Source organism: Symbiobacterium turbinis (assembly GCF_055383075.1).
Window position 1 is genome coordinate 2,398,453 of the sequence record NZ_AP042433.1, and the last position, 12,156, is coordinate 2,410,608.

Here is a 12,156-nt window from a genome sequence, read left to right on the forward strand (position 1 = left end):
TTCAGAAGCAGAGGGAGCGTTGGCTGTCTCAGTCATATTATCGAACTCCTTTGATAGCCGAAGGAATGGCCGGGAAAGGCGGTGGAGCGCCCTTTCGGGCACTCCACCCGCCCTCCACAAGGGGCCGCGGTAACTACGGCTCCACGTGCAGGTAGCCCATCATCTCGAGGTGCAGTGCCGAGCAGAACTCGGTGCAGTAGAACGGGAAGACGCCTTCCTTGTCTGCGACGAAGGTGAAGTCGGCGTGCTCACCCGGCTCGAGGGAGAGGGCCACGTTGTACGCTGCCAGTCCGAAGCCGTGGACGGCGTCCTTGGCCCGGTCGATATTGGTGATGTGCCAGTGGACCTTGTCGCCCTTCTTCACGACGATGTTCTCAGGCGTGAAGTGGCTGCGGATGGCGGTCATGTAGATGTGGACCTCGTTGCCGTTCCGCTCGATGCGCTCCTCGCCCGCGGCAACGGCGTACGGGCTCACGCTGTGGGTCATGGGATCCCAGCCGTTCTCCGGGTAGACGCTCCAGCTCTGCAGGCGGTCGGCCTTGATGATCTGGGCGTAGTGCGGCTCACCGATGCCCATCGGCATGTCGTAGATGACCTGCATGGTGTCGCCGGAGATGTCGATCAGCTGCAGGTTCTGCGGCAGCAGCGGGCCGGTGCCCGGGAACTCGCCCTTCTCGGCGTCGCCGGAGAACCGGTCGAGCGACCACTTGTTCAGCGCCACGAGATACTTGCCGCCGGGCTTCACCGTGTCGCCCTCCAGGGCCGCCAGGTGGCCGACGTTGTACTGCACCGGGACCTTCTCGATCAGCTTCCAGCCGTCCTCGGGCCGCTCGCTGCCGATGCTCCACTTGGCCACGGCGCTGTCGATGAACAGCGAGGTGTAAGCGTAGCCCCGGTCGTCAAACACGGTGTGCAGCGGTCCGATGCCGAGCTCGATCTGCGCCTCCAGGGCGACGTCGAACGGGATGATCGGCACGCCGTAGGGGTCGGTGCCCTCGAAGTTGCCGCTGGCAATCGCTTCCTCGATCTTCTTGATGCTGTAGATCGACACGTGCGGGTCGAGCTTGCCGCCGACGACGATGTGCTCGCCCTTCGGGGTCACGTCGACGCCGTGCGGGCTCTTGGGCTCAGGCGTGAAGAACAGGATGCCTTCCTTCACGGCCGTTTCGATCGGGATCACGGGGAAGTCGTTGATCCGCACGAAGTTGCCCGCCTTGAAGACCTCCTCGGCCTTCCTCCAGTTGACGATGTGGAGGTAGTCCTTGTCCCGGGCCGCCGTGCTGGTCTCGAAGTACGGATCGTCCTCGGTCAGCTTACCGGTGGCCATCTCGGTGTTGATCGAGTTACAGAACACCCACCCGTCCGACGGGCCCTTGCCGGCGTCGCACAGGTCCTGCCAGTACGGGGGCAGCTCGATCGCAAAGGACTGTTCCACATCGATGCGGCCCTTGGCGCGGTCGAACTTCCATGCCGTCAGCGAACCGCGGAACTTCTCCTGGTACTCGTCCATCCAGGCGTACTCGCCGGTCCACGGCATGGCGTACTGGGAAGCCTCAAAGATGTAGTTGGTGTTCGGATCGATGAAGGTCGCACCGTGGTTGCTCAGGGTCAGCGGGTTCTTGACGATCTGCTTGGTCTCCCAGTCCTTCAGGTCGACGACCGCAATACGGGCGTTGGCCTTGTCGTTGATGAACAGGTACTCGCCGTCGTACTCACCGTTGGTCTCAGAGATGTTCGGATGGTGCGTGTCGCCCCAGGTGAGCAGCTGCCCCTCCACGGAGCCCTCTTCCAGAACCGCCCGCGTTTCATCGCTGTAGCCCCAGCCCTGCCAGGACTCCGGCGTGAAGACGCCGATGTTCTTCAGGATCCGCATAGAGGGGATGCCGATGGCGATCACCTGGCCGCTGTGCCCGCCGGAGGCGAACATGACGGCCTCGTCCAGCTTGCCGCTGGGGACGTAGGTCTTCAGGGCAGCCGCGACATCCGCCGGGCTCAGGCCGCGCTCGGAGGCAATCGCGGCGGCGTCGGCGCTCAGTCCGGTGACCGTTCCGCTTGCCGGCGAAGGCGACTCGAAGCTCGGCGGTGAGGTGGGCTTGCTACAGGCCGACAGAACCAATGCCGCGGACAACAGGAAACACAGCAATCTGGGTCCTCTACGCATTCTCCGCACCTCCATGTGATCTATCTCGACGGGCGGATGGCAGGGCCACCGCCCGACGAGTGCGTAGATGAACGGCCGCCTATCGCCCCCGGCGGGCTGCTTCCAGGGGATCCATGCGCGCTGCCCGGATGGCCGGGCCTAGCGTGGCCAGGAGGGCCATCGCCACGGTGGCCACCAGAGACCCGACCCCGTACCGCAGCCACTCCCCCTGCGGCACGTGGGTCAAGGTGTCACCGGCGAGCAGCAGCATCAGAAACAGCCCTGCCACGACGCCCAGGAGGGCGCCGCCGATCGACAGGAGACCGGATTCAGCAAGTGTCAGACGAAGAAGGAACGACTGCGACGCGCCCATGGCCCGCATCATGCCGAGTACGGTCCGCCGCTCCGCCACCCGGACGGAGGTGATCAGGCCCGTCAACAGCACCGTCGCCAGCATGGCCACGCCGGCGCCGATGAAGAGGTAACGCAGGATGGGCTCGAGCTGCCGTGCGACCTGGCGCACCGTCTGCTCGGCCACCACCACTTCGGCCTCGGGAATCAGCAGCTCGATCTCAGCCACCGCGAACGCGGGGGTAGCCCACTGCTCCAGGTGCACCAGCAGCACCGAGGCCCGCTCGGCCGCCGGGGCGCCCGCGCCGCCCTCGCTCAGGTCGAGCCCCTCCACCGCCACGACGCCGACCACCCCGCCCTCCCGCATGCGCCGCTCCCAGTCGGCGACGGGGATGGTGGGCTCCAGCGGCGGGGCCGACCCCGTGGTCAGGAGCTGCGCAGCAGCCGCAGCGCCGCCCCTCTGGGTGAGCAGCAGCTCCGCCCGCAGCTTGCTGAGGCTGGCGTCGAGGGCGGTCTGCATCCCCGAGAAGAGCATGAGGGCGCTGAAGAGCGTTCCGGCAGCGATCAGCGAAACCAGGGCGCCTGCGGCGCTCCGCCACCTGGACCGGCGGATCCCTGCCCGGAGCAGGGTCGCCATGGTCAGCCTTCCGCGCTCACGGGGCACTTTGCACCCGCCCCCCCGAGAGAATGAGGTGCCGACTGCCCAGACTGGCAAGCTCCGCGGAGTGCGTGACCATCACGATGGTCATCCCGTCCCGGTTGAGGGACTGGAACAGCGCCATGAGCTCCTGCTCGGTCTGCTCGTCCAGGTCTGCGGTCGGCTCGTCGGCCAGCAGGATCCGCGGCCGGTTGAGCAGCGCCCTGGCCACCGCCACGCGCTTCTGCTGACCGCCCGAAAGCTGCCACGGCATGCGGTCGCCATATCCCGCCAGCCCCACCTGCTCCAGGAGTTCCAGGGCCCGCTGCTTCGGCGGCGCTTCGCCCGCCGGCAGGAAGGCCGTCGGCAGCATGACGTTCTCAGCGACGGTCAGGGTGGGAATCAGGCTGGCAAACTGGAAGACGAAGCCCGTGGTGCGGCAGCGCATCAGGGAGCGTTCGGCGTCGGAAAGCTGCCAGATGTCCTGGCCATCGATGAGCACCCTTCCGGAATCGGGCCGAATCAGCCCGCCGATGAGCGAGAGGAAGGTGGACTTTCCGGCTCCGGAGCGCCCGGTCACCACCACAAACTCACCATCTTCCACCGTGCCGGTGTACTCGGCGAGCGCTTCGACGACCTGGCCCCCGGCCTGGTAACGTTTGGCGACCCCTTCCAGTTGAATCATGTGTTGCCTCCGTGAATGCTGTAGTGTGGCTCCAGCCTGGCCAGGCGCCATGCCGGCCACGCGGCCGCCAGGGCGCCGAGAGCGCCGGCCCCCAGCACCACCAGGACGGCGAAGAGGGCCTGCTGTACCAGGGATGGCCAGAGGAACGGCAGGGTGAAACTGTAGAGGATGAGGTCCTGGAACAGGCCGTACACGCCCACGCCGATCGCCACGCCCAGCAGGGCGCCGATCAGACACAGCAGGATCGCCTCGCCCGCCAGGGTCAGCACCGTCTGACGGGCAGTGGCGCCCATCGCCCGGAGGATGCCGATCTCCCTCGCCCGCTCCATCGTGGCGGCGGAGAAGAGCACCAAGAGGAGGATCAGCGAGACGAGGAAGACGCCAACCGAGATGGGGATCAGGCCCGCCATCAGGCTGCTCACGTTGCGGGTGACGCCCTGGGTCACCTGACCGGCGGTGAGCACGGAGACCCCGGGAATGGTCTCCTCGATCGCACGGGCCACCTCCTCGACTTTGTCGGGCCCTGCCGTGCGCACCATCACCGTCGAGACGCTGCCCGGGGGAATCTCCAGGGGCTTCTCGGCCAGGGTGCGCGACCGCTCCACCATGTCGGGCACCGACGTCAGGGGGATGAAGACCGTCTCGTCCATCCCCATGCCCGTCGGGTCCAGCCGGCCGACGACGGTGTACTCCGACCCGTAGAGCCGGAGGGGCTCAGACGGGGTCATGAGCACGTGGTTGCCCGCCACCACCTCGTTGGGCCCCAGATCCCGGTTCAGGGCCTCGTAGAGCCACGGCCGCACCGTGAAATCGGTCTCGGGATCGAAGCCGACCACCAGCAGCCGGCCGGTGCAGCAGGCCGCCGAGGCGAGCGTCTCCACAAATACCTGCGGGGAAGCGGCCTCTACGCCGGGGATGGCGCGCACCCGATCGACGACGCTGCCGTCCATGTAGAACGCAATCGGCTCGCCCATCACCAGGGCCGTATGCGTTCCGTCCACCGCGCCCCGGGGCACGACCATCAGGTCGGCGCCCAGGCGGGCCATGCCCACGCCCACCGCGTGGTTCACGCCCATTGTGATCAGGCCGCCGGCGAAGGTGATGCCCGCAGCCAACAACACGGAGAGGATGGCCACAGCGCTTCGGCCCGGATTGCGCATCAGGTTGAAGATCGAAAGTCGCAGCAGTGCGCCTGCAGCCCTCCCCGTCCTCATACCGATTGCTCCACCCGCTTCCACTGGATCATGCCCAGGACCCCGGCGATTACGACCAGGGCGCCCAGCAGAATCGCCCCGGGCTTGAAGCTCAGGTTGCAGATCATGGAAGGCATCATACAGGTTGGCAGCAGCCAGAGGGGCTGGAGAATCATGAGCAGCCCCGCGAGGGCGGCCACCGCGCTCAGGGCCCGCTGCGCTTCAGCTCTTGCGAGCAGCATGACCACGCCGATCCCGGCCACCAGCCCGCCTACGCCCTTCAGGGCCTGCTCAGACCAGTGGCACCGCATGGGCACCATCGTCCCCTTGGTGGTCTCCAGCATGTGGCCCGCGTCAGTGCACACCTGCAGGAGGAACTGCGCAGCCAAGATCGTGACGAGGCCCAGGACCAGCACGAGGAGGCCACGCCAGTTCCGCGAGAGAAATGTCACTTGGCACCCTCCTTCACCATGCCACGCTCGCAAGTATGCGTCCTATGTTAAGGGTATTCAGTCCACTCTCGAATGTATATAGACATATCGTACAAGTCCTTTGGTCCTTGTAGTCTAAGGAACCATTCCTGCAACTTATTTCCAGCCGAATTGGTCTGGCAACAAAGAGCAGGATCCTCACCCTAGTACAGGGAGAGGATCCTGCTCGTTTCAAAGACCAGTACTTTCTGTCCATCACGCAGAACGCCTTCGCCGAGCACGCCCCTTTCACCGTGCGAGCGCCAGCAGCCCCGCGACGATCACGAGCCCCATGCCCACCGCCGAACAGACCTGAAATGAAAGGAGAAATGCGTCGGAAAGGTAACGGTTGCGGCGCACCACCGCCACCGACAGCGGCGCCATGACCAGAATGCCCAGAGCCAGGTCGACCATGCCCAGTCCCAGAACCGAACCCACCGTATCCGCCCCCCATTTGTACTACTTTTTCGTCTTATTTGTTATTTGTCTGTCGCCCTGCGATTCCCCTGCCGATCTGCCCCAACCGCCATAGCCCAAAGTGCCCACGCGCGGCAAAAGCGCCCCCTCCAAATGGGACCAGCGCCGGGGCGCGGCAAGGCCGGGGGCCTGGCCCCCGGCCTTGCCTCCGGCTGCACTACTGCAGCTCAAACGTCACCGAAACCGTCGCCGTGAAGGTGCTGGTGCCGCTGTACACGGGCACGGGCGCCGCGGCGGCCATCCCGTCCATCGCCATCTCGGCCTCGGCCCTCACTCTGACCAGGGAGGAACCCTGATCCTGCACGCTGACAGACTGAACCCGGGCCACCTTGGCGCCGAACTCGCCGGCCACCAGCTCAGCCTTGGCCTTGGCGTCCGCGACCGCCAGCTTCAGGGCCTCCTCAAGCAGCTTGTCGGAGTTCTTCACCGAGAAGTTGATGCCCCTGAGATCGTTGACACCGGCCTCCACCGCCTTCTGGATCAGCTCCGGCACCTTGTCCAGATCCTGTGTGGTGATGGAAAGGGTGTTGGTTGCCCGGTAGCCGACCAGCTCCTGGCCGCGGTCCTGCGTCCAGTTGTACTCGGGGGAGAGGTGGAAGACGCTGGTCTGAATGTCGTCCTCCTTCACGCCCATGGCCTTCATGGCCTCGGCCACCTTGTTGATGCTCTCGCTGAGCGCGTTGTACGCCTCGTTCGGCGTCGGCTTCACCTCGCTCACGCCCAGCGTGATGACAGCGGTGTCGGGTTTCACCTCAAGCTGTCCCCTGCCCACCACCGAAAGCGTTCGCGCGGGGGAATCGTCCTCCGCCGCGTGGACCGGGGCAGCCTGCGGCGCGAATGCGGCAAGTCCGAGGACCAGGAGGCCGGCGAGGATAACCGAAAAAAGACCGCCTCTGAGCTTCATACGGGTCCCTCCTAATCATGATCTCCGCCAGTTAGACGGGAGGAGACCGCGTTTTGGATTCATCCTTTGCCAACATCTGCAGGAAATCCTCGCACTTAAAGGCGGCAGGTATAAGGGGGCATGATCGCGTACGCCGGCCACTCACCTCTCACTGAACAACCGGCGGCGCTCCTGAACCACTTCCTGCGCCGCCCGGGGCAGCCGCGAACCCGGGCCTGGCGGAACCCGGGCGGAGCCACTCGATGCCCGGCCGGCCGACCAGGTAGCCCTGCGCGTAATCCACGCCGAACTCCCCCAAGAGCCTCAGGGTCTCCGCGCGGTCCACGAACTCGGCGATGGTCTCCTGCCCCTGCGACCGGGCCATGGCCACCATGGCCCGGACCAGGTGCTGGTCGGCCGATTCGGTGGGCAGATTGCGGATGAACGCCCCATCGATCTTCAGGTAGTCCACGGGCAGATGCTTCAGGAGGTGCAGGCTGGAAAAGCCCGAGCCCACGTCGTCGAGCGCGAAGCGGCAGCCAAGCCTGCGCATGGCGGTGATGAACCGGCGGGCCTGCTCCAGGTCGCCGATGGCCGCGGTCTCGGTGATCTCCAGCACCAGCCTGGCCGGGTCCGCCCCGTGGGCTTCCAGCTCCTCCTGAATCATGCGTGCCAGACCGGGATCGGAGATGGTCTTGCCCGAAAGGTTCACCTCGAACGCCTCGATCTCGCTGTCCGGTTCCTGGGCCGCGATCAGCCGGATGGCCTCCCGCAGCACCCAGCGGTCGATCTCCTGAATGAGACCGAAGCGCTCCGCCCCGGCCAGGAACTCGCCCGGCAGGATCAGGGTCCCGTCCTCTTCCACCAGGCGGAGCAGCAGCTCCACCCGGGTGATCTTGCCCAGCTTCAGGTCCAGGATGGGCTGGGCGTGCAGCACGAACCGGTTGTCCCGCAGGGCCTCGCGCAGCCGCCGGTCCCACGAGAGCTTGGCGGCCATTTCGTCGCGCCGCGCGTCGGTCTCGTCGAAAACCGCCACCGCATTGCGCCCGGACTCCTTCGCCTTGTACATGGCCATGTCGGCCTGGGCCAGCAGCGCCTCCACGGTCAGCCCGTGGTCGGGGAAGAACGTAACGCCGATGGAGGCGCTCATTGTGACGCTGCGGCCCTTCACGGCGAAGTCTGTCTGGTGCACAGCCCTGAGGATCGCTTCGGCGACGGAGACGGCCTCCCGCCCCGTGTACGGCATGAGGATCGCAAACTCGTCGCCGCCGTGGCGCGCCGCGATGTCGGTGGGCCGCAGGTGCGCCTGGATGATCTCCGCGACGCGCACCAGCACCTGGTCGCCGGCCTGGTGGCCGAGCGTGTCGTTCACGTACTTGAACAGGTCGAGATCCATGAACAGCAGGGCCCCGCGCACCCGGTGGTTGCGCGCCAGTTCCAGGTGGCGCGCCAGCTCGGCCTGGAAGGTGCGGCGGTTATACAACCCGGTCAGGGCGTCGCGGCGGGCGAGCTTCCTGAGCACGGCCTGGACCCGCTTGCGGCCGGCAATGTCCTGCACGGTGGCGATGCGGAACTGTTCGGATCCGGCGCGGGCGACGGCGACGGACACCTCGACCGGGAACGCCTCGCCGTCCTTGCGCCGGGCCATCAGCTCGAACGCCTCGGCCCCGCCGCGGGCCTCCCCCCTGCCGGCGGCCGGACGGCCCGCCGTCTCTCCCGGGCCGCTCGCCCGCTCTTCACGGCCGCACTCCGGCAGGTCGGAAAAGAGCATGCTGAGGGGCCTTCCCAGCACCTCCTGCTCGGTATACCCGAAGATCTCCGCCGCGCGGTGGTTGAACAGGACGATGCGCTGCTTCCCGTCGGTCGCAATCAGGGCGCTGGGGGCCATGCCCACAATAGTCGACAACCACTGCTCCGACGGGCGGAGCAGTGGCCGCAACAACCAGGGCATGGCGAACAGATAGAGGTTGGCGCTGCCGAAGAAGAGCGCACCCACCCACCAGCGCGTCCAGACCGCCAGCGCGGCGCAGAACCCGCCGGGCAGCGCGGCCAGCACGGCGAGCAGCGTCCGCCAGGGGCGGGAGCGCGGCGTGCGCTCCAGCGTGAGCAGCGCTGCCCCGCTCATGGCAAAGGCCAGGGCAATGAGCGCCGTGTAGGGCAGCCCGACCTCGCGCAGCGGAACCGCGAAGTGTTCGGGAGCGGACAAGATCAGCAGACCCTGCAGCAGCTGGGCACCGACCGCAAACCGGGTCAGGCGCCTGGCATCATAGCTTAGCATCGGTAGTCCCCCATGCACCCCTGCGTACATCCCGTATCATCGACCTTTCCCTCAGGCCGGGACCGCCCGCCGCGTCACAGCGCCTGCCAGCCGATGTCCCTCCTGAAGGTCTTCCCTTCAAACTCTATCCGGGCCACCCCGGCGTAGGCGAGGTCCAGCGCTTCCCGCAAGGTGGGCCCCATCGCCATCACCCCGAGCACCCGGCCGCCGGCGGTGACCACCTGACCTTCGTCGTCGAAGGCCGTGCCGGCGTGGAAGACGGTGACGCCGACCTGGTCGGCCTCCACCAGCCCGCTGATCGGCAGTCCCTTCGTGTACGGCCCCGGATAGCCTGCCGAGGCGAGCACGACGTTGGCGGCCGCGCCGGGGCGGAACCGCAGTTCCACCTCGTGCAGGCGCCCCTCCAGGCAGGCCTGGATCACTTCGAGCAGGTCGTTCTCCAGCAAGGGCAGCACCACCTGCGTCTCCGGGTCGCCGAACCGGGCGTTGAACTCGATCACCCTTGGTCCCTCGGCGGTGAGCATCAGGCCGGCGAAGAGGCAGCCCACGAAGGGCGTGCCCCGCCGGGCCAGTTCGGCGATGGTCGGCTCCAGGATGCGCCGCTGCACCTCATCGGCCACGGCAGGGGTGTAGGCCGGCACCGGCGCGTAGGCACCCATCCCCCCGGTGTTGGGTCCGGTGTCGCCCTCGCCGATGCGCTTGTGGTCCTGCGCGGCCACCATCTGCCTCACCGTGCGGCCGTCGCTGAAGGCCAGCACCGAGACCTCCTGCCCCTCCAGGACCTCCTCGATCACCACCCGGCTGCCCGCCTGGGCGAAGGCGCCCTCCACCATGCCCGCCCGCAGGGCCAACCGGGCCTCATCCAGGCTGGAGCACACCTGCACACCCTTGCCCGCCGCCAGCCCGTCGGCCTTGATGACGATGGGCCCGGGATGGGCCTCCAGGTAGGCCAGGGCGCGCTCGTAATCACTGAAGTCGGCGTAGGCGGCCGTCGGCACGCCGGCCGCGGTCATGACCTCCTTCGCGAACGCCTTGGAGGCCTCGATGCGGGCCGCCGCCGCCGTGGGGCCGAAGGCGCGGATGCCCGCGTCGGCCAGCGCATCCACCAGCCCCGCCGCCAGCGGGGCCTCGGGACCCACGATCACCAGATCGATCCCCAGCCGGCGGGCCAGATCCACCTGTCCGTCGACATCGGTGGCCTCCACGTCGGGATGGCACCACGCGAACCGGCCGATGCCCGGGTTGCCCGGCGCCGCATGGAGCTCGTCGATGTGCCGGCTCTGAATCGCCTTCCAGGCGAGGGCGTGCTCCCGCCCTCCCCCGCCGACGATTAGGACCTTCATTTCACAGCCTCCTCCCGGATCCCTGCCTGGACGGTTGTTCCTGGCATATCCGGCATTTTTCCCATAGTTGCCACCCGGCCTGATCGCCAGGTTCCACGAAGGGCCTAGTGCCGGAAATGCCGCACCCCCGTGAACACCATCGCGATCCCCAGCTCGTCCGCCTTCGCAATCGACTCGTCGTCCCGAACAGACCCGCCGGGCTGCACGATGGCGGCGATGCCCGCCTCTCCGGCCGCCTCGACCACGTCGGGGAAGGGGAAGAAGGCGTCGGAGGCCAGCACGGCCCCGCGGGCCTCGTCCCCGGCCTGCTTGATGGCGAACCGGGCGGCGTCGATGCGGTTCATCTGGCCCGCCCCCACGCCCAGGGTCTGCCCGTTCTTCGCCACCACGATGGCGTTGGACTTCACGTGCTTGCACACCTTCATGGCGAAGGCCAGGTCCCGCAGCTGCTCAGGCGTGGGCTCGGCCTTCGTCACCGGCTTCCACGCGGCCGGGTCCTCCGCGATCGCATCCCAGCCCTGCAGGAGCAGCCCGCCACCGACCCGCTTCATATCAAACCCGGCCGGCGGGTTCCGGTCGATGGGGCCCACCTCCAGGAGGCGCAGGTTCTTCTTCTTCGTGAGCACCTTCAGGGCGTCGGGCTCAAACTCCGGGGCGATCACGATCTCCAGGAAGATCTTGCTGAGCGCCTCGGCCGTCTCCCGGTCGCAGGGCCGGTTCAGGGCGACGATGCCGCCGAAGATCGAGACGGTGTCGGCCTCGTAGGCCTTGCGGTAGGCCTCGGCGATGGTCGGGGCCACGGCCACGCCGCAGGGGTTGGCGTGCTTGATCGCCACCGCGGCCGGCTCCTCGAACTCCTTCACCAGCTCCAAGGCCGCGTGGGCGTCGTTGATGTTGTTGAACGAGAGCCCCTTGCCGTGGAGCTGCTTCGCCCGGGCGATGACCGTGCCCGAGGCGGAGCCGTCGCTGTAGAACGCGGCCACCTGGTGCGGGTTCTCGCCGTAGCGCAGCTCCTGCACCTTGGTGAAGGAGAGGGTAAGCGCAGCGGGGAACTCTGATGCCCTGGCGGCCGGCGGCTCCTCGCCCGCGACCCGGGCCGCGACGATCTCCTTGCCCCGAGTGGCGAGCCAGCCGGCGATGGCGTTGTCGTACGCCGCCGTGTGCTGGAACGCCTCCAGCATCAGACTGAACCGGGTCTGAAGCGACAGGTCGCCCGTCTCCCGCAGCTCGGCCAGCACGGAGGCGTACCGCCCGGGGTTGACGATGACGCCCACGTCCTGGTAGTTCTTCGCCGCCGCCCGCACCATCGTGGGGCCGCCGATGTCGATCTTCTCGATGGCGTCCTCCAGGCTCACGCCGGGGTTGGCCACCGTCTCCTGGAAGGGGTAGAGGTTGACGACCACCAGGTCGATGGGCGCCACCCCGTGCTCGGCCAGCTGGGCCATGTGGGCCGGGTTGGACCGGATCGCCAGGATGCCCGCGTGGATCTGCGGCTGCAGGGTCTTCACCCGCCCGTCCAGGATCTCGGGGAAACCGGCCACCTCGGCCACCTCACGGACGGGCACCCCCGCGGCCTCCAGCGTCCTGTATGTACCGCCTGTGGAGATGATCTCCACCCCCAGGGCCGCCAGCCCCTGCGCGAACTCCACGATCCCCTGCTTGTCGTAGACGCTGATCAAGGCACGCTTCACTGCCATCT

General features: G+C 67.4%; 10 protein-coding genes. All 10 read right to left on the bottom strand.

Features of this window, described 5'->3' with window-relative positions:
- Positions 1–133: 133 nt before the first annotated feature.
- Entirely contained in the window at positions 134–2,128 is a 1,995-nt protein-coding gene (gene nosZ, locus ACZ45O_RS11450; protein WP_464853085.1) for a Sec-dependent nitrous-oxide reductase, read from the bottom strand.
- Positions 2,129–2,240: 112 nt separating this feature from the next.
- Positions 2,241–3,155 carry an ABC transporter permease gene (locus ACZ45O_RS11455; RefSeq protein ID WP_464853087.1) on the bottom strand — a complete coding sequence of 305 codons (915 nt, stop codon included), beginning with the start codon at positions 3,153–3,155 and terminating at the stop codon, positions 2,241–2,243.
- Positions 3,145–3,813 carry an ABC transporter ATP-binding protein gene (locus ACZ45O_RS11460; protein ID WP_464853089.1) on the bottom strand — a complete coding sequence of 223 codons (669 nt, stop codon included), beginning with the start codon at positions 3,811–3,813 and terminating at the stop codon, positions 3,145–3,147. The genes ACZ45O_RS11455 and ACZ45O_RS11460 overlap by 11 nt, the downstream gene beginning before the upstream one ends.
- Positions 3,810–5,027 carry an ABC transporter permease gene (locus ACZ45O_RS11465; RefSeq protein ID WP_464853091.1) on the bottom strand — a complete coding sequence of 406 codons (1,218 nt, stop codon included), beginning with the start codon at positions 5,025–5,027 and terminating at the stop codon, positions 3,810–3,812. The genes ACZ45O_RS11460 and ACZ45O_RS11465 overlap by 4 nt, the downstream gene beginning before the upstream one ends.
- Positions 5,024–5,458 carry a DUF4418 family protein gene (locus tag ACZ45O_RS11470; RefSeq protein ID WP_464853093.1) on the bottom strand — a complete coding sequence of 145 codons (435 nt, stop codon included), beginning with the start codon at positions 5,456–5,458 and terminating at the stop codon, positions 5,024–5,026. The genes ACZ45O_RS11465 and ACZ45O_RS11470 overlap by 4 nt, the downstream gene beginning before the upstream one ends.
- 267 nt (positions 5,459–5,725) lie before the next feature.
- A complete protein-coding gene (locus ACZ45O_RS11475; protein ID WP_464853094.1) occupies positions 5,726–5,914 on the bottom strand; it encodes a hypothetical protein in 189 nt (62 codons plus the stop codon).
- 196 nt (positions 5,915–6,110) lie between these two features.
- Positions 6,111–6,857 (bottom strand): SIMPL domain-containing protein, encoded by a 747-nt coding sequence (locus tag ACZ45O_RS11480; protein ID WP_464853095.1) that lies wholly within the window; start codon positions 6,855–6,857, stop codon positions 6,111–6,113.
- A gap of 148 nt (positions 6,858–7,005) precedes the next feature.
- Positions 7,006–9,114, bottom strand: coding sequence for a putative bifunctional diguanylate cyclase/phosphodiesterase (locus ACZ45O_RS11485; protein ID WP_464853096.1), 2,109 nt, complete (start codon positions 9,112–9,114; stop codon positions 7,006–7,008).
- Positions 9,115–9,188: 74 nt separating this feature from the next.
- Entirely contained in the window at positions 9,189–10,457 is a 1,269-nt protein-coding gene (purD, locus tag ACZ45O_RS11490) for a phosphoribosylamine--glycine ligase (RefSeq protein ID WP_464853097.1), read from the bottom strand.
- Positions 10,458–10,561: 104 nt separating this feature from the next.
- Positions 10,562–12,154 (bottom strand): bifunctional phosphoribosylaminoimidazolecarboxamide formyltransferase/IMP cyclohydrolase, encoded by a 1,593-nt coding sequence (gene purH, locus ACZ45O_RS11495; protein WP_464853098.1) that lies wholly within the window; start codon positions 12,152–12,154, stop codon positions 10,562–10,564.
- Between the last annotated feature and the right edge of the window lie 2 nt (positions 12,155–12,156).